The 18,240-nt window shown below is 63.5% G+C and carries 15 protein-coding genes and 1 pseudogene; 10 read left to right on the top strand and 6 right to left on the bottom strand.

Features of this window, described 5'->3' with window-relative positions; genetic code table 11:
- Positions 1-93 precede the first annotated feature (93 nt).
- The 3 genes from WA157_RS09785 (at position 94) to WA157_RS09775 (ending at position 3,722) form a co-directional block, all read left to right on the top strand.
- Positions 94-1,215, top strand: a complete 1,122-nt coding sequence (locus WA157_RS09785) for an NADH:flavin oxidoreductase/NADH oxidase (protein ID WP_422620763.1) — start codon at positions 94-96, stop codon at positions 1,213-1,215.
- A 109-nt stretch (positions 1,216-1,324) separates the two neighbouring features.
- On the top strand, positions 1,325-3,094 hold the full coding sequence (locus WA157_RS09780) for a sensor histidine kinase (RefSeq protein WP_422620762.1): 1,770 nt from the start codon (positions 1,325-1,327) through the stop codon (positions 3,092-3,094).
- Positions 3,087-3,722 carry a response regulator transcription factor gene (locus tag WA157_RS09775; RefSeq protein ID WP_422620761.1) on the top strand — a complete coding sequence of 212 codons (636 nt, stop codon included), beginning with the start codon at positions 3,087-3,089 and terminating at the stop codon, positions 3,720-3,722. Before WA157_RS09780 ends, WA157_RS09775 begins: the two co-directional genes overlap by 8 nt.
- A 63-nt stretch (positions 3,723-3,785) precedes the next feature.
- On the opposite strand, the gene WA157_RS09770 is transcribed toward WA157_RS09775, so the two are convergent.
- From WA157_RS09770 to WA157_RS09755, 4 genes are all read right to left on the bottom strand, one after another.
- Positions 3,786-6,872 (bottom strand): molybdopterin dinucleotide binding domain-containing protein, encoded by a 3,087-nt coding sequence (locus tag WA157_RS09770; RefSeq protein ID WP_422620760.1) that lies wholly within the window; start codon positions 6,870-6,872, stop codon positions 3,786-3,788.
- Between the two features lie 16 nt (positions 6,873-6,888).
- On the bottom strand, positions 6,889-7,983 hold the full coding sequence (gene nrfD / locus WA157_RS09765; RefSeq protein WP_422620759.1) for an NrfD/PsrC family molybdoenzyme membrane anchor subunit: 1,095 nt from the start codon (positions 7,981-7,983) through the stop codon (positions 6,889-6,891).
- Between the two features lie 2 nt (positions 7,984-7,985).
- Positions 7,986-8,741: a sulfate reduction electron transfer complex DsrMKJOP subunit DsrO gene (dsrO, locus tag WA157_RS09760; protein WP_422620758.1), complete on the bottom strand. Its 756-nt coding sequence runs from the start codon at positions 8,739-8,741 to the stop codon at positions 7,986-7,988.
- Positions 8,742-9,014: 273 nt separating this feature from the next.
- Positions 9,015-10,019: a TIGR01212 family radical SAM protein gene (locus tag WA157_RS09755; RefSeq protein WP_422620757.1), complete on the bottom strand. Its 1,005-nt coding sequence runs from the start codon at positions 10,017-10,019 to the stop codon at positions 9,015-9,017.
- A gap of 192 nt (positions 10,020-10,211) precedes the next feature.
- Between WA157_RS09755 and WA157_RS09750 the strand changes: the two genes are divergently transcribed.
- Positions 10,212-11,387: a nickel-dependent hydrogenase large subunit gene (locus WA157_RS09750; RefSeq protein WP_422620756.1), complete on the top strand. Its 1,176-nt coding sequence runs from the start codon at positions 10,212-10,214 to the stop codon at positions 11,385-11,387.
- Here the strand turns inward: WA157_RS09750 and WA157_RS09745 are convergent.
- Positions 11,374-11,643, bottom strand: coding sequence for an ATP-binding protein (locus WA157_RS09745; protein WP_422620802.1), 270 nt, complete (start codon positions 11,641-11,643; stop codon positions 11,374-11,376). The genes WA157_RS09750 and WA157_RS09745 overlap by 14 nt on opposite strands.
- Before the next feature lie 100 nt (positions 11,644-11,743).
- Between WA157_RS09745 and WA157_RS09740 the strand changes: the two genes are divergently transcribed.
- The 4 genes from WA157_RS09740 (at position 11,744) to WA157_RS09725 (ending at position 16,278) form a co-directional block, all read left to right on the top strand.
- Entirely contained in the window at positions 11,744-12,211 is a 468-nt protein-coding gene (locus WA157_RS09740; protein ID WP_422620755.1) for a DsrE family protein, read from the top strand.
- A 181-nt stretch (positions 12,212-12,392) separates the two neighbouring features.
- Positions 12,393-13,394 (top strand): HupU protein, encoded by a 1,002-nt coding sequence (locus WA157_RS09735; RefSeq protein ID WP_422620754.1) that lies wholly within the window; start codon positions 12,393-12,395, stop codon positions 13,392-13,394.
- Between the two features lie 14 nt (positions 13,395-13,408).
- A complete protein-coding gene (locus tag WA157_RS09730) occupies positions 13,409-14,899 on the top strand; it encodes a nickel-dependent hydrogenase large subunit (protein WP_422620753.1) in 1,491 nt (496 codons plus the stop codon).
- A 5-nt stretch (positions 14,900-14,904) separates the two neighbouring features.
- Positions 14,905-16,278 (top strand): PAS domain-containing sensor histidine kinase, encoded by a 1,374-nt coding sequence (locus WA157_RS09725; RefSeq protein WP_422620752.1) that lies wholly within the window; start codon positions 14,905-14,907, stop codon positions 16,276-16,278.
- A 45-nt stretch (positions 16,279-16,323) separates the two neighbouring features.
- Here WA157_RS09725 and WA157_RS09720 read toward each other — a convergent pair whose 3' ends face one another.
- Positions 16,324-16,575, bottom strand: a complete 252-nt coding sequence (locus WA157_RS09720; RefSeq protein WP_422620751.1) for a hypothetical protein — start codon at positions 16,573-16,575, stop codon at positions 16,324-16,326.
- A 206-nt stretch (positions 16,576-16,781) separates the two neighbouring features.
- Between WA157_RS09720 and WA157_RS09715 the strand changes: the two genes are divergently transcribed.
- On the top strand, positions 16,782-17,582 hold the full coding sequence (locus WA157_RS09715) for an HD-GYP domain-containing protein (protein WP_422620750.1): 801 nt from the start codon (positions 16,782-16,784) through the stop codon (positions 17,580-17,582).
- Positions 17,583-17,851: 269 nt separating this feature from the next.
- Positions 17,852-18,240, top strand: a pseudogene (locus WA157_RS09710) (IS66 family transposase); the annotation flags it as partial.

Below are 18,240 nucleotides of genomic sequence, written 5' to 3'. Positions count from 1 at the left end.
GGGGTGAGGGGAAACCATGGATTTTACCGGGCTGAAAAACACGCCCGGCCTGGGCTATGCTTTGGGCTACCCATCAACTCTGGAATGAGCACCATGAGCCTGCTGTTTTCTCCCCTGCATCTGCCCTCGCCACGCGGTGGCCTGACCTTATCCAACCGCATCGTGGTCGCGCCCATGTGCCAGTACTCGGCCCACAACGGTGAGGCCAGCGACTGGCATCTGATGCACTGGGGCAATTTATTCAACAGTGGCGCGGCGATGTTCACCATCGAGGCCACGGCCGTGCTGCCCGAAGGCCGCATCACCCCCAACTGCCTGGGGCTGTGGGATGCGCGCACCGAGGCCGCGCTGGCCGACCGGCTGCAGCGGGCGCGCCAGCTCGCGCCACCCTTGCCCGTGTGCATCCAACTGGCGCACGCCGGGCGCAAAGCGTCCAGCGCGGTGCCGTGGCAAGGTGGCCAACTGCTGCCCGCCACGCAAGGCGGCTGGGAGACTTTTGGACCTTCGGCCTTGCCGCAGTTGCCCAGCGAGCCCCCGCCCACCGAGTTGACGCTGGCGCAGATGGCGCAGATCCGTGACGCGTTTGTGGCCGCTGCCCAGCGCGCCGCGCGCATCGGGCTGGAGGCTGTGGAGATTCACGGCGCCCACGGTTATTTGCTGCATGAGTTCTTGTCGCCGCTGGCGAACCAGCGCAGCGACGCCTATGGCGGCAGTTTCGAGAACCGCATCCGCTTTCCGCTGGAGGTATTTGCCGCCGTGCGCGCCGCCTTTGACGGCGTGCTGGGCCTGCGCGTCTCGGCCTCGGACTGGGTCGAGGGCGGCTGGGATGTGGCGCAAAGTACGGAGTTCGCGAAACGGCTGAAGGCGCTCGGTTGTGACTTCATCCACGTCTCCTCCGGCGGTGTCTCGCCCCAGCAAAAGATCGCTTTGGGGGCGGGCTATCAGGTGGCCATGGCGCGGGCTGTTCGTGCCGCCAGCGGCATGGTCACCACCGCCGTTGGTTTGATCACCGAGGCCCAGCAGGCCGAGGCGATTTTGCAGGCCGGTGACGCCGACCTGATCGCACTGGCGCGGGCCTTTTTGTATGAGCCGCGTTGGGGCTGGCACGCCGCTGCCGCCCTGGGCGGTGAGGTGGTGGCCAATCCGGTCTACTGGCGCTGCCTGCCGCGCGAGGCGCAGACGGTGTTTGGCAAGGTGTCAATTGGCGGGCGCTAACGGGAGTTATATGGGTTTTTAGGCTGTAGCCCCCGTAGATAAAGCGCTTGTAGCTATTTTATTAATAGCGAAAATGCACTATTGCTGGCCCTACCCGCCGTCTGTCACCATGTGTTTTTTTCATCGTTGTGTCTTTCTTCTGCTGATGATTTTCGTCGGCCCGACGCTGGCTGCGTCCGCCGAGCCCCGCACGGTGCGCATTGGTCTGCTGGCCTTTCTCGATGCCGACGTGATGAGCAGCCAGTGGGAACCTTTGCTCGACCATCTCGCCACTTCGCTTCCAGGTTACAAGCCGGTTCTTGTTCAACTCGATCATGCCGCCCTGCGCGCGGCGGTGGCAGCCTCTTCAGTCGATTTCGTCATCACCAATCCTGGCAGTTATGTCGCGCTTGAAATGGAATTTGGCATCAGCCGGATTGCCACGCTCGATACCGCGCAGGCGCCTTCTCCCCTGCGCGCGGTCGGATCGACCGTGATTGTGCTGGCCGAGCGCAAAGACTTGAGATCCTTGGCCGACCTGGCAGGCAAGCGGGTGATGGCCGTTGGAGAGGACGCTTTTGGCGGTTTCCAGTTGGCGTGGCGGGAGTTTGCGCAGTTGGGCATGGATCCTTTTACGGATTTCTCGACCCTCGACTTCGTCGGCTTGCCGATGAGTAAATTGACACAGGCCGTGTCCGAGGGGCGCACTGACGCGGGCATTGTTCGGGCCTGCATGATTGAGAGTCTTGCGCCACAAACCCGATCGAAATTTCGCGTGCTGTCGCCACGCTTCGAGCCCGATTTTCCTTGCCAGACTTCGACCCGCCTCTATCCGGACTGGCCCATTGCGACCTTGCGCAGCACGCCGCCCGCACTGGCCAAATCAGTCGCCACGGCCTTGCTCGCCATGCCGCCAACACCCGAGGGCATGTCGTGGACCGTGCCAGCCGATTACCAGTCGGTCCATGAGTTGTTTCGCGAACTGCGGACCGGCCCCTACAGCTACCTGCAGGAAAGCACGCTGCGCGCAACGGTCGTGCGTTATTGGCCGGCAGGTCTTGTGTTGGCCACGTTGTTGGCGGCCTGGATTATTCACACCGTGCGGGCTGAGCATCTGGTGCAGTCGCGCACGGCTGAACTGCGTCGGGCACTGGATGAGCGCGAGGCGATTGAAAGGCGAATGCTCGCCCACCAGGAACAGATTGAGCATCTGTCCCGACTGTCGATACTCGGTGAGTTGTCTGGCACGCTGGCGCATGAAATCAACCAGCCACTGGCGAGCATTGGCAATTACGCACAGAGCCTGATGCTGCGTGTTGACAACGGCCGGCTCACGGATGCGGCGGTGCGCGAGGCCAGCATCGAAATTGCCGGCCAGGCCGAGCGGGCAGCGGGCATTCTGGGACGCGTCCGCAGTTTTGCCCGCAAGCGTACGGCCTTACGCGAACGCCGCGCCTTGCCCGAGCTGGTGCGCGAGGCAGTCACCCTGTTTTTGGGCATGCTGTCGAGTCGGCCCAAGATTGAGGTTGAAGAGGGTACGACCGCCAGTTACGTGGTCGACGTCGATCCCCTGCAAATCCAGCAAGTGGTGCTGAACCTGTTGAAGAACGGGCTTGATGCGATGCAGCAACTGCCGGAGGCCGAGCGTCGTCTGGTCATCGTTCTGGATCAGGTCGGTCATGTGCTGCGTGTCGCCGTGCGTGATTTTGGGCATGGCCTGACGCCCGAGGCATGCCAACAGCTGTTCGAGCCTTTCTTCACGACCAAGCCTGACGGACTGGGACTTGGCCTGTCGATCTGCGCGACCATCGTCGAAGCGCACGGCGGCCGGCTTTCGGCGCAAGCGCCGACTGAGGGCCCTGGGCTGGTCATCACCTTCACACTACCTTGTCATGCCTGAACTTGCTCGCAACCCTGTCATCCATGTCGTCGACGATGACGCCGCGTTTCGGCGTTCGCTCATTTTCCTGCTGGAGTCCCTTGGCTGGCCAGTTGTGGCGCACGCCTCGGCAGCGGACTTTCTGGCTGCCTGCCCGACACCGCCTTCCGATTTTGGCTGTCTGGTGCTGGACATCCGCATGCCCGGCATGAATGGGCTGGAACTCCAACAAGCCTTGCACGCCCGGGGTTGGATGCCGGCCGTCGTGTTCATGACCGGTCACGGTGATGTTGAACTCGCGGTGCAGGCGATGAAGCAGGGGGCCTTTGATTTTCTCGAAAAACCGTTTCGCGATCAGGCCTTGCTCGATACGGTTGCCGCCGCCGTGCGCCACGGCGGCGAACAGCGGGTCGCGGAACAACGGCGCGAGCGCGCGCAACTGCTGCTGGCCCGCCTGTCGCCACGCGAGCAGGAAGTCGCCCGCCTCGTCGCGCTTGGACGGCCGAACAAACTGGTGGCGCGCGACCTCGCCATCAGCGAAAAAACGGTGCACGTGCATCGCCAGCACGTCATGGAAAAGGTCGAAGTCGCCAGCGCGGCCGAATTGGCTCGCCTGATGCTGAGTGCCAACCCACGGGCATTGGACTGAGGGCACCACAAACCCCGTCTCGCCCCGGCCGAGGGTTTTGCGGTGACGCCGGGTCAAGCGCTTTCAGGCTCTACCCAGCCTGGCGGGCAGGCCGTTGCGTACCGTGGTGCCTGCGATGGCGTCAACCCACACTGATTTGCCGGGCCGGGTGGGGTCGGCCAGCCCGAGGTCGTTGAGGTTGATACCGGCGCGCAGTGCCGGCTTGTCCGGCTGCTGCTCCTGGCCAATGCGGTGGGCACGGGCGCCCAGTTCACGGTGGCCAAACCCGTGCTCGATGGCGACGACGCCCTGCATCACGCCCTCATGCACGATCACGGTTGTTTTGACGGCACCGCCCGGCGTGCTGAGCGTCGCCGTGTCACCACTCTTCAGGCCGGCCCTGGCGGCATCGGCCGGGTGCACCAGAACCGGGTTGTTGGCATGGATGCCGGTCAGCCGGGTGGCCGCGATGCTGTAGGAATTTTGCAGCGCCGACTTGAAGCTGACCACCTGCAGCGGCCACTGGGCCTCGCTGTAAATCTTGCGCATGGGCGTGCCGTCGACGAAGGCCGGTACTTGCCAGCTGGCACAGCCCGTGAAGCGCTTGCCCGTGATGCTGTTTTTGCTACCGCCGACCATGTCGCTCCACAGCCAGAGCGGACTCTTGAAACGGTTGGTCTGCCACTCGGGGTTGGCTTCGTCCTGGGCCTCCTTGGCGGGCTGGTAGCGTCCGCCACGGGTGTACAAGAAGGCAACTTTGCGCCACTCCTCGGGCTTCAGGTTGGCTTCGAGCAGGGGGCGCAGGCGGTCAACCCCGGACAGCGCCAGGTCCTCGTCAGTGGCGTCGGGCACCGGCTCCTTGCCGAGCCAGGCGATGTTGGCGCCCCCGCGCAGGTACCAGTGCTCCGGGCGTTCCAGCGCCAGCGGTTGGCCTTGCGTGTCGCTCATCGCCTGCGGCCCGAAGCCGGGCAGCGCCATGGCTTTGGCCAGCGCGATGAAAAAGGTTTCCATGCCTATGGCCTGACCGTCCGGCGTCTTCGCGGCCCTTGGCTCGACCACTGGCCAGCGCGCGGTACTGGTCTTGGTCGGCACACCGCTCCACGGCGCGGCCCAGCCCCAGCTTTCGTACATCAGCGAATCGGGCACGATGTAATCGGCGAATGCGTTGCTTTCGTTGATCAGCGGATCGACCGAAATGATCAGCGGAATTTTCTTCGGATCGGCGAGGTCCGTTTCGATCTGCGCCCGCAGGCCGGTGATGCCGTAGAGCGGGTTCGAACTCCAAAGGATCAGGGCCTTGATGGTGTAGGGATAGCCGTCCATGGCCCCGGTGAACCATTCCGTGGCCAGACCCGGGGCATTGGGGAACCACGGCGACTGCGCCGGGTAGGGCTTGCCCTGGGCTTTCTTGCGCGCAAATTCGCTGGTTTTCTCGTAGGGCGCGTTGCGGCCCAGCGGCGTGCCTTTCGGTTTGAGCGCGCCGGGAAAACTGTCGAGGTTGTAGCGCGGCCCCTCGCCGTTGTCCTTGAAGCTCCCGCCATTCATCACCAGGCCGCCCTTCCAGTTCAGGTTGCCGATCAGCAGATTGAGCGTCATCACCGAGAAGGCGTTGTAAAAGCCGGCACCCGACATCATGCCGCCATGGGCGATGACTGAAGCCTTTCTGCCGTGCCGCGTCAACTCGTCGGCCAGCGCGCTGATGGTGGCGGCCGCAATACCGCAGGCGTCGGCGCATTGCGCGATCGTCTGTTGCTGGATCGAGGCCTTGAGCAGCAGCCAGGCGGTTTTCACGGCAAGCGGCTTGTCGCCCAGCGTGAGACTGGTCTGTGCGTCGAGCGAGGCCGGCCCGCTCGCCTGGTGGGCCAGGGATGGCTTGCCGTCGGCGCCCAGGACCAGATAGGGATCGTTTTCCTTGTAGCGCTCTTCTTCGGCAACCGGCAGCCCGATGTCCGAGCCGCGCAGGAAGCGTCCCTGACGCGGGTGGCCCGCTTCGGTGACGACCAGCCAGGTGGCACTGGAGAAGGACGGCTCGCCCTGCTGTTCGGCGACCGTGAGGTTGGGGTTGGCGAGGTAAGCGGTGTTGATGCGCTCGTTGTCGAGCATCCAGCGCATCATGCCCAGCGCGAGTGCACTGTCGGTTCCGGGTCGGATCGGAATCCAGCGACCACGATCCGCGGCGGCGCGGTTGTCGGCATTGGTCAGCACCGGGTCCACGACGACATAGTTGAGTTTGCCGTCGCTACGCCCCTTGGCGAGCATGGCGCCGGTACGCTTGAAGGGATTGCCTGCATTGCCCGGCGCTGTGCCTATGAAGATGACGAACTCGCTGTGGGCCAGATCGGGCTTGGCGTGCGGCATCTTTTTCATGTCGCCGAACAGGGCGCCGGAGCCGGATCGGTAGGCGCCGCCACAGTAGGAGCCGTGGCCGACAAAATTGAGGGTGCCGTAGGCGCTGTTCCAGAAGCGCCGGGCGAAAGCCTCGCGACCATCATTGACGCTGGAGAGCAGCGCCACCTGGTTGACCTTGGCGCCGAGCTCGGGCTGCGCCGGGTCAATCGGCGTGGTCAGATCACGCAGCGCCTTGAGGCCCGCCACCGGCCCTTCGCCGAACAGGTCCCCGCCGTCGGTCACTTCCCGGATCAATTGATCGAAGGCGATGGGCTCCCACTTGCCCGAATTGCGCGGGCCGACGCGCTTGAGCGGCGTCAGTACGCGAAAAGGCGAGGTGATCTGCGAGAGCACCGCATTACCACGGCCGCAGGCGGTCGAGCGGCCGACGAGGCCTTTATCCTGAAAGCCCGACATGGCGATCAGGCTTTCCTTGACGGAGACCTTCATCGGCAGGTGCGGTTCGGTGGAGAGCGGGCTGTAGGGGTTGCCGGCGACGCGGATGACACGGCCCGAGGCTTTGTCGATGCGCACGCGCACACCGCACTGGGTGGTGCAGCCCAGGCAAGCGGTGTAGCTGACCTGCTGCGCCGGGTTGGGCCGCAGCTGGCCCGTGCTCGCATCCACCGTAAATTCCGGTGCAGCGGCGTTACCCCAGACATTGTGTTTGGGCGCATCCTTGCCCATCACCTTGTCGGCCATGCGGCCCAGGGTTTGCGAAAAACCGACGGTGAAGGCGGTGAGCCCCCCGGCGGCGATGAGTTGGCGACGAGTGTTTTTCATGATGATTTCCTTTCGCTTACGCGGCCTTGCGGGTCAAGCGGGTGAGCGGCAGCAGGGTAGTGATGGCGATGAACAGGAACACCCACAGGCCAGCGGTGCCGACGATGCCGAGCAGGCCGTCAAAGCCCAGTGGCAATTGATACGGGTAGAAGCCGGCGCCGGTCTTGGGCACTTGCTGCCCCCCAATCAGGATGGTCCAGCGCATCAGCCACGCGCTGTGCACGGCGAGCAGGCCGATCAGCAGCCCACTGCCGGGGTGGCGCAGGGCCAGCCACAGCGTCAGCGCGGTGCTGCCTGCCGCCCACACCGCCGTCACTTTCCAGCCCGCAGACGGTGCCAGCTGAGCCAGGGCTTGCGCGTGAATCGGCGACAGGCCGGTGAAGCCGAGCAGCAGCCAGACCGCGCCGATCACCAGGGCCGCACCCTGGCTCAAAGCCAGCGCCCGGGACAAGCGTGCGGTGTCGTCGGCTGACGGCGGACCCGCCAGGCGCTGGAGCAGCAGCGTGAGGCCGATGCCCCCGGCCAGCGCCGTGACCACGAACAGCAGCGGCAGCAAGGGCGTGTGCCACAGCGGGATCGCCCGCACCGCCATCACCTCCATGCCGGTGTAGAGCGCGACCAGTGAGGCCCCGACAAAGGCGAGGGCGGCGGCGACGAGCAGCGCGCCCCGGCTCTGCGATCCGCTGCCACCCAGCAGCCGGCACAGCCACGCCAGGCGCGGCGACAGGCCACCCTGCAGCGCCTGCTGTGCCAGCAAGGGCCGCCAGGCCAGCCAGGCGTAGAGCATCAGGGCGCCCACATAGACGGGAATGAAGAAGGAGCCCCAGGACATCCAGGAGGACGGCGTGAAATGCAGGTAGAAGTGATAGGAGCGGCCCGGCTGATGCAAGTCGGCCAGCAGCGCAACCGGCGCGCTCAGGCCGCAGATCAACGCGACCAGCAGGGCGACGCGCGAAATCCCGATCCAGCCGCTGCGGCGCCAGACGATGCCCGGCAGAGAGACCACAAAGGCGCCATAGGACAGGCCGATGAGAAAGAAGTACTGCACTGCCCACGGCAGCCAGGCAACGTCACGAACGACATTGACGGTTTCAACGATGGTCGGGTTCATGATCAGACTCCCTGAGTTTTGGATTGCCACAGCGCGCCCTGGCCTTCAACCTTGCCCTGGAAGCGCTCGTCCAGGCCGATGTAATAGACATTGGGCTTCGTGCCCAGCTCGGGCTTGAGCACTTTCAGTTGCTCGCTGGCGGCGTTCATGCGCAACCGCAATTCACCCTTGGGATCGTTCAGGTCGCCAAAGATCCGCGCGCCGCCGACGCAGGTTTCGACGCAGGCCGGCAGCAGCCCGGCCTCCAGGCGGTGGCCGCAGAAGGTGCATTTGTCAGCCTTGCCGGTCTGGTGGTTGATGAAGCGGGCGTCGTAAGGGCAGGCCAGCACGCAGTAGCCGCAGCCGACGCAGCGGTCACCGTCGACCAGGACTAGGCCGTCCGCGCGTTTGAAGGTGGCGCCGACCGGGCAGACCGGCACGCACGGCGGGTTGTCGCAGTGATTGCACAGACGCGGCAGCACGTAGGTGCCAGCCGGTTGGCCGGCCTGCTCGTTCTGCTTGACGCTGTAAGTGGAGACGATGGTGCGAAAGCTGCCCTCGGGCACATCGTTTTCGTTGATGCAGGCGATGGTGCAGGCCTGGCAGCCGATGCACTTGCGCACATCAACGAGCATGCCCCAATGCGCGCCGGACGGCGCGGCAAGGGCAGCCGCTGGCAGGCTGACGGCGCCCACGGTGACGACGGGAATCCCGCGCAGAAACGCGCGTCTCGAAGAAGACGCGAGCAAGTCGGCGGGGCTGATTGGATCGATTTTCATGGCAACATTCCTCGGTTCAAGGTGTGCCACGACGATAGGTTCAGAGTGACCCCGCCGCAATTGGGGTGATAGGGCAGGCTGCTAGATGGTTTTACCTATTGAACTGCCCATCCTCATGTTGACCACACGGCCCCAAGTGGTCCCGCATTCAAGCCTCCCTGCCACCGGGCGCTGCCCAAGCGCAGCGTGTCGTGATACCTGCCTGGTTTGTGGTGTTTTGACGCTGTAGCCCCCGTAGATAAAGCGTTAATAGCTATTATTATGATAGCATATTCAGGCTCCGGCGGACGTGGTCGCCAGGTAGCGGCAGCCCTGCCAGCTTGAGCGCCGGGCCAGTTCAGCGGTCAGGCGCGGGGCCAGTTCGGACAGGCGCAGGTTCCACTGCGGCGCGAGTTTGAGTGACGGCGGCACTTCGCTGCCGACGCGCTGCAGCAGGATCGCCGGCGACAAGCGCTCGATGAAATCGACCAGCAGACTGATGCAGGCCTGTTCATCGAGCAGCGGCACGGCCTCGGGATTGCGCTGCCATTCGCGCGCCAGCGCGGTGCCGCGCACCAGCTGCAGCTGATGCAGTTTCAGCGCATGGATCGGCAGCGCCGAAAGCTGGCGCGCGCCGTCCAGCATGCTGGCGTGGGATTCGCCCGGCAGACCGAGCATGACGTGGGCGGTGACTTCCAGTCCGCGCGCCGCCGCCCGCTGGATCGCATCGACGCTGGCGGCAAAATCGTGGCCGCGATTGACCCGCACCAGCGCCGCGTCGTTGCAGGACTCGACACCGATTTCAAGTTCAACGATGGCGTGACCCGCGAGCTCGGCAAGGTAGTCCAGCACCACATCGGGCAGGCAGTCGGGGCGGGTGCCGATGGTCAGCCCGCAGATTTGCGGATGGGCCAGCGCCTCGGCGTAGCAGGCGCGCAGCCGCTCGAATTCGCCGTAGGTGTTGCTGTAACTCTGAAAATAAGCGATGTAGCGCTGCGTGCCGGGATAGCGCCGGTGCAAGAATTCCAGCCCGGCGTCGATCTGTTCGGTGATGCTCTGGCGCCGGTGCAGGTAGCCCGGCGTAAAGCTGGCGTTGTTGCAAAACGTGCAACCCCCGGTGCCGACCAGACCGTCGCGATTCGGGCAGGTGAAGCCCGCCAGTACCGACACTTTCTGCACCCGCCCGCCATGACGCGCCTTCACATGGTCGTTCCAGGCGTTGTAGCGACGTTCGCCAAAAGGTGAGCTGGCGGCTGGATTCATCCGGTGCGCCGTGACCGCGCGGCGCCAGAAAGACACGGCGAAAGGCGGGGAGTTGAGGGCGCCATGACGTTGTGGGAGTAGACAATGAAGCGTTGAGCGGGCCATTGTAAGTAGCGACTCCGCATCCAGCGCGTTGACCTGCAGCAGGCTGGACGCCAGCTAAACTGCCCTACGCCATGCCGCACGGCCTAGACCGAGTTCGCCTCAGCGACAGAAAGGAAAACAACAGTGACAGCGCCTGCACCCGCGACCGCGACTGCTGCCCCTTGGGATACGCTCAGCGGGCAGTACCAACTGTGCCCGGGCACGCCGCGCAGCATTGTCGGCCAGCGCCCGGTGCTGGGCGCCGGGCAACTCGGGCGTTTGCTGCGCGGCCAGCGCGGCGAGCAGGTCGGCCGCACGTTGAGCAGTGTGTTCACGCTGTGCGCCCATGCCCATCGCCGCAGCGCCGAACTGGCCTTGGCCGCCGCACAGGGCGAGGCAGGGGCCGCGCCGCCCAGTCCACCACCGCTGTTGCTGTGGGTCGAGACCGCGCGGGATCACCTGCGCAGCATCGCACTCGACTGGCCGCAGCGCCTGCCCAGCCTGTGGGCCGAGGGCCCGGCGCTGGACTGGCTGCGTGACTGTCCCCTGCCGCTGGCCACCGCCACGCGGCTGGATGCGGCGGCAGCGGGCGCGGCGCTGGACGCTTTGCGCATGTGGCTGGAGCAGCGCGTCTTGCAGCAACCGGTGTCAAGCTGGCTGAGCGCCCACCGTCACCCCGACGCCTTGGCGCACTGGTGCCAGGCGCAGGCGGCGCGCCTGCCGCCGGCCCGTTGCCTGGCCCATTGGCAGCCGGTGGCGCATTCATTGCGACCCGAGCTGCGCGGCCTGAATGTGCTCGATGCGGATGTGGTCCTTCAGAATTCCCAATTGCGTCAGTTGGCGCAAACCCTGGTCGATCAGCCTGACTTTGCGCAGCAGCCAACGTGGCTGGGCCAATGCTTTGAGAATGGTCCCTGGACGCGCTTGTGCCACCGGCAGACTCAAGCGACAGCGCCACACAGCGCCTGGACGCGCTTGAGCACGCGCTGGCTGGAACTGATCGACATCGCGGCTGCTTCTGCGCCAACCCAAAGTCTGGGCCGGGTCGCGCTGTTGGCCACCGGGGCCATGAAGCTGGGCCCCGGCCAGGCCCTGGCCTGGTGCGAAATGGCACGCGGCCTGCTGCTGCACTGGGTGCAACTCGATGCCCAAGGCGCGGTACAGGACTACCGGGTGGTGGCACCCACGGAGTGGAATTTCCATCCCGACGGGGCACTGGCGCGCGCCCTGGCGGCCTTGCCAGCCAGCGACACGCTAGCCGCCAGCACACTGGCGGCGGCCTTTGACCCTTGTGTGGTCTGCACAATCAAACAGGTATAAACCGCACAGCAGCGGGGCATGCGGGCTCAGCGGGTGGCGGGTTGGCGCTGACAGGATTCTGATCCATGGTAATCGCGTCGATGGCGCAATTCGCAGCGCATTTTCCGCAACCGCTACAGCGCTCGCTGTCGTGCAGCACGGAGGTTTTTTTCCACTCGTGTGTTTCGAAGGCGAACAGCCGGAGATGACAGGCGGCAATGCACCTTCCACATCCTGAACAACGTGCTGCATCAATCTTCGGAATTCGGATTGCCATGGCGAAGAATACCTTGTATTGCTTATTCAAGCAGCAGCGTATTTGTGGCATATTGCAGCCGGATCGATGGTGCGATGACTGAATGACCAGGAGAACCGGGATGCTCACACGACTTTTGATGTCCATGGTGTTATTCATGCTGGCTTGTTCCCCGGCGCTGCACGCCGCAGAGACGCCCAACGACCGCGAGGCGCTGGCCGGGTTGACGGCGGCCAAGGTCATCTTTGATGTACGGGTGCCAGACCTCGAAAAACTGGTTTTCAATCTGCAGCTTTTCAACGAGACTTTTGACGGCCTGGTCGCGCAAGGGGTCAAGCCGAACATGCTGCTCGCCTTCCGTGGCCCGGGCGTCAGACTGCTGACGGCCACCGCGCTTGATGACGATGCGCGTGAGCTGCTCGCGGAGTTGACACGAAAAGGTGTGCGCATTGAAGTCTGTGCGGTCGCCATGCGGGTCTACCGGGTCGATCCTGCGGGCTTGATCCCAGACGCCAGGCTGGTTGCCAATGTCCTCAACTCACTCATTGGCTACCAGAACCGGGGCTATGCCATGATCGCCATCAACTGAAATTGATAGCGCATCACGCATATTGCATAAGGGCTAGCGGCCCGTTTGTCATAAATTTTTTTTGCAGGTCGATCGCCGGCCGCGATTCGTTCGCGCGGCACCACAAAGCATGTCACGGCCGGCCGGCCCGGTATAGACTCTTGGCAGCGGGGGACTAACGATGCGTGAAACTGGAGATCACATGGCACTGAACGTGTTGTGGTTGCAAGCTGGCGGTTGCGGGGGCTGCAGCATGTCGCTGCTGTGCGCCGATACGACCGACTTCCCGGCCCTCTTGCGCAGCAATGGCATCTCACTACTGTGGCATCCCGCGCTGTCGCTGGCGGGCGAGCAGGACTTGATCCAACTGCTGGAGCGCTGCCTGGCAGGCCAGTTGCGGCTGGACGCACTGTGTATTGAAGGGGCGCTGCTGCGCGGCCCGCAGGGTACGGGGCGTTTCCATAGGCTGGCTGGCACCGGCGTCGCGATGACCGATTGGGTGCGCCGGCTCGCCGGCGTGGCCGCGCATGTGGTGGCGGTCGGTAGTTGCGCGGCCTGGGGCGGCATCACGACCGCGGGCAGCAACCCGACCGATGCCTGCGGGTTGCAGTATGAAGATGATCAACCAGGCGGCCTTCTGGGTGCCGACTTTCGGGCTGGAGCTGGGCTGCCGGTGATCAACATCGCGGGTTGCCCGACCCACCCCGGCTGGGTACTCGACACGCTGATGATGCTGGCCGCCGATCAATTGACCGAAGAGGACCTTGACCCCTTGGGGCGGCCGCGTTTTTATGCCGACCAACTGGTGCACCACGCCTGCACCCGCAACGAGTATTACGAATACAAGGCCAGTGCGGCCAAGCCCACCGACCTGGGTTGCCTGATGGAAAACATGGGTTGCAAGGGCACGCAGGCGCACGCCGACTGCAACACCCGGCTCTGGAACGGTGATGGTTCCTGCCTGCGCGGCGGCTTTGCCTGCATCAACTGCACCGCGCCGGGTTTTCAAAGCCCCGGTCATCCGTTTCACATCACCCCGAAGCTGGCGGGCATCCCGATCGGCCTGCCGGTGGACATGCCCAAGGCCTGGTTTGTGGCGCTGGCTTCCTTGTCCAAAAGCGCCACGCCCCGGCGCGTCAAGGTCAATTCGCACAGCGACCACGTGGTGCTGCCGCCAGTGGCTCGCAAGACGGGGCTGCGCTAAGCGCAGACCTGCCCATGACCCGCCTGATTCTTGGCCCTTTTAACCGCGTCGAGGGTGACCTCGAAGTCCAGCTAGAAGTCACCGATGGCCGGGTCACCGAGGCCCGCGTCAACGCCCCGATGTTCCGTGGTTTCGAGCTCATCCTGAATGGCCGTGACCCGATGGATGCTTTGAGCATCGCGCCGCGTATTTGCGGCATTTGCTCGGTCTCTCAGTCGGTGGCAGCAGCCAAGGCGCTGGCCGATGCGTCAGGCGTGGTAGTGCCGCCCAACGGCGTGCACGCCATCAACTTGATGCTGGCGTGCGAGAACTTTGCCGATCACCTGACGCATTTTTATCTGTTCTTCATGCCTGATTTCACGCGCGCGGTGTATGCCGCCCGGCCCTGGTTTCGGGAAGCCGAGCGGCGCTTCGCAGCGCTGGGTGGCAGCACCTCCAACGGCGGTCTGCGCAGCCGCGCGGCACTGGCGGCGCGCGCGCGCTGGTTTGAGCTGATCGGCACGCTGGGCGGCAAATGGCCGCACACCGGCGCCGTGCTGCCGGGGGGCACGTCACGCGCGATCGAGGCCACCGAGCGCATTCGCCTGCTGGCGCGGGTGCGCGAGATGCGCGCCTTTCTGGAGCAAACGCTGTTTGGCACAGCGCTGGAAGAAGTGGCAACGCTTGACAGCCTGGCCGCCTTGCAGCGCTGGCGCGCGCATGCTGCGGGCAGCGACATGGCGCTGTTTCTTGACTTGGCCGACGCGACCCAGTTGGCCAATTTGGGGCCGGGACCGGGCCGCTACCTCAGCTACGGCGCCTACGCCCGGTTTGAGGGTGGTCACGCCTTGGCGCGCGGGGTTTGGGACGCCGCCCTGCAGCAAGGCCTGCCACTCGACCCGACGCAGATCAGCGAAGACGCGCGCCACGCCTGGTACGCTGAAAACGCCAGCGCGCCAGCCCTGCACCCGATGGCGGGCCTGACCCAACCCGAGCCGGACAAGCCGGGCGCCTACAGCTGGAACAAGGCGCCGCGCTTGGGGGGCCAGGTGGTTGAGACCGGCGCCATTGCGCGGCAACTGGTGGACGGCCAGCCCTTGATCCGTGCCGCCGTGTTGGCGCATGGCGGCACGGTCTATACCCGGGTGCTGGCGCGCTTGCTGGAGATGGCCCGCATCGTGCCGCTGATGGAACAGTGGCTGCTGGCCTTGCAGCCACACGCGCCGTTTCATGCGGTGCAGGCGCTGCCCGAGCAGGCGCAAGGCCTCGGGCTGACCGAGGCGGCACGCGGTGCACTCGGGCATTGGCTGCGCATCGAGAACGGGCGTATTGCGCATTACCAGATCGTGGCACCCACCAGTTGGAACTTTTCGCCGCGCGATGCGGCGGGCACGCCGGGCGCACTGGAAGCCGCGCTGGTGGGCGCAGCGCTTGACGACGCCATTGAGGGCGCCGGTGGCCAGAGTGTGGCGGTGCAGCACATCGTGCGTTCGTTTGATCCGTGCATGGTCTGCACGGTGCATTGAGACCCATGCCTGTGCCACAACCGTCACCGCTGCACCATTTGCCCGTCGGTGCCCTCGAAGGCATGGACGAGGCGACCTGGCTGGACGTCATTCACAAGATGGACGAGGTCTATTCCAAGCTGGTAACCGATGAGATCGAGCTGGAGGAGAAGAACGCGCAGCTTGAACAGTCGCAGCAATTCATCTTCAGCCTGCTATCGGCCATGAGCGATGTGCTGATCGCCTGCAATCAGAACGGCATGATCGAGGAAACCAATGCAGCTTTGTGCGAGCTGGTGGGTCTGAGCGAGCAGGCGCTGCGCGGCACGCCGGTGCTCGACTTGCTGGCCGACGAACAAAGTGTGCAGCGCTGGCAGTTGGCGATGTACCAGTCGGCCTCGCGTGACGCTGCGGTGGTGGAGATCAATCTGCGCAGCGCCAACGGTGAGGTGGTCGCGGTGGACTTCAATTGCACCCCACGGCACAACAGCGCCGGTCGCCAGGTCGGCCGGGTGCTGGTGGGACGCCCCTTGGGAGAGCTCAAGCGCGCCTACCAGCAGTTGCGCCAGGCGCACGAGGCCTTGAAAAATGCGCAGGCGCAACTGCTGCATTCGGAAAAAATGGCCTCGCTGGGTCGGCTGGTGGCTGGCGTGGCACACGAGCTCAACAACCCGATCAGCTTCGTGCTGGGCAATGTGCATGTGCTGCAACGCTACGGCGCCCGCCTGAGCCGCTACCTGCAGGCGCTGCACCAGCTTGACCTGCCCGCGCCGGTGCAGGCGCTGCGCGCTGAGCTGCGTATCGACCACTTGGTGGACGACCTGCCTTCGCTGATGGCGGGCACGTTAGAGGGCGCCCAGCGCACCACCGACATCGTCAACGGCCTCAAGCGCTTTGCCACCGCGGCGCACGAGGACGTGACGCAGGTGGAACTCAACGCGGTGGTGGAGCGCGCCATGCTGTGGGTCAAAAAAGGCACGTCACCCCGGTTCGAGATGGTCTGGACGCGTGGCCCCGATTGTTTTGTCACCGGCAACGCCGGGCAGTTGCTGCAGGTGGTGATGAACCTGATCCAGAACGCTTCGGACGCCGCCAGCACAGACGACGCCACTGCGCCGCAATTGCGCATCAGCCTGCAGCAAGATGGCGGACAAGTGCGTCTGTGCTTTGCCGACAACGGCCCGGGCATTGCACCTGAACATTTGTCGCGCGTCTTTGATCCTTTTTTTACCACCAAGAGCGTGGGCAAAGGCACCGGTCTGGGTCTGTCGATCAGCTACGGCCTGGTTGAGCAACACGGCGGCCAGCTCAGCGCCGCCAACCGGCCACAAGGCGGTGCGGTGTTTACGCTGACATTGCCGATGCCAAAAGATACGCCAAAGTCAGGCGCGCAGTCATGATCGATTCCATGAGCCGCGCGCGCGCACGATGGGTCGCGATCAAATTCACTCAGCTGGCAAAGACGATTCACCCCCTCCAACGAAAGTGTGTGTTCCTACTGTTGGCGGCGGGACTCCGGTCGTTTTGGGCTCTGCTTCGTCGCCAATGACCGTGCTCTGGGAACGTGGTGCCGTGTCGTCGACTTCTGATGTCACGTCCTCGCTCGCTTCCTGATTCCGCGCAAATATTTTCAAAACCTTTTCGTTAAGTTTGCCGAGTTGAGCGAGGTCTGTGAAGGAGTCTTTGTTGGTGTTCATATTCGGCTCTCATCAACTGTACGATGTGACAATGAGCGCTGATTGGCATTTTGCTGCTCGCGGCAGGCAAGGTCTGTGCGGTATGGAACATAAAGCGCTCTGATACAAATTGATTCTCTTTAAGTCGATGTCATTCAATCTCGCGCACGGGTGGATGATGTTTTCCATAAGTCGCGTTCAACAAGACGACACTGTTTCAACAACAATTGGAACCCAAACACTGGTTGGGTGCTCAGAAGAACATGGAAAGAAAACCGTTTCACACTCCTGTTCCTGAAAGCTTTTCTGCCGCGTGTTCAGAATGCGGCGCTGTTTCCCATGGTCGCCTGTATTTGCGATCCGGCGACCATCACACCTGTGAGAATTGCCTGCTCGATTCCCGCAAACGTCTTGGCGGTTGGGGCGGACACCCGTATGAATTGTTCGTCGAAGCGATTGCCGAGGCGCTGGATTTAAGGGAAAAAGAGACTGGCCTGCATTCGAAACGTGTGGCGGCCCATACTCTTTTGCTGGCAAGACATCACTATCAAAGAGTTGAAGATCTTCAGGAGGTGTATTGGGGCAGCTTGCTCCATGACATCGGAAAAATCGGTGTACCTGATGCGGTGCTCTTGAAGCCCGGCAAATTGTCCGATGAGGAATGGCTGATCATGCAAGAGCATCCACGCAATGGGCACCTCATCTTGGAAAAACTCCCGTTCCTGTCGATGGCAGCAGATATTGTTCTGTGTCACGAGGAGCGGTTTGACGGATCAGGTTACCCTGCAGGACTTAAGGGTGAAACAATTCCTTTGGCGGCGAGGCTCTTTGCCGTCATCGACACCCTTGATGCGATGACCTTTGATCGCCCGTATCGTAAGGCACTTCCTTTCGAAACAGCACGGGCGGAAATCCTTCGCATGGCCGGAACCCAATTTGATCCGCGGGCGGTTGACACATTTCTTCTTGAGGAATCAGCACTGCGGGAGGTGTCTGAGATGGAGTTTCTCTCGGCACACGGGAAATAGCTGAATTGAGTTTTCAGGGCAGACCAGCGTGAAAGCAGGACCGTCGGCAATCGACGGCGGATTCAACCGGTCACGACCGACAGCGTCGGGCCGCCGCACTTACCAAAGTGCGCCCACCCCTGCAGACGATTGCTGGCTACCCCAGGAAAAAACGGAGCAAGTCAAAAGCAAATATTGTCAACGGCACTCAGTGGTCACCGAAATTTCCACAAATGTAACTTGGGCCCGAACCCAATGGTCAAATTTCATTTCCAAAAAAACTGATGGGCTACCTGTGGGCCTATGCCGCCGGTGCCTTCGAGGATACCCGGGCGGTGGTCTATGACTTTTGCGAAAGTCGTGCCGGGGAGAATGCCAAGGTCTTTTTGGGTGACTGGCGCGGTAGCCTGGTCTGTGACGACTTCAGTGGCTATAAGCAACTGATGGCCCAGGGTGTGACCGAAGTCGGATGCCTGGCCCATGCCCGGCGCAAGTTCTTTGACCTGCATGCCAGCAACAAGAGCCAGATTGCGCACAGTGCGCTGGAGCAACTCGCCAGGGTTTACGACATTGAGCGCGAAGTCAAAGAACTGCTTCCCGATGAACGAAGGCGAATACGCCAGGAGAAATCAAAACCACTGCTGGATGCTTTGCATCAGTGGATGATCCTGAATCGGCA

The organism is Rhodoferax ferrireducens (genome assembly GCF_049302455.1).
Classification (GTDB): Bacteria; Pseudomonadota; Gammaproteobacteria; order Burkholderiales; family Burkholderiaceae_C; genus Rhodoferax; species Rhodoferax ferrireducens_B.
The sequence above is the reverse complement of the archived record's forward strand: the minus strand, read 5'-3'. Positions and strand labels throughout refer to the sequence as shown.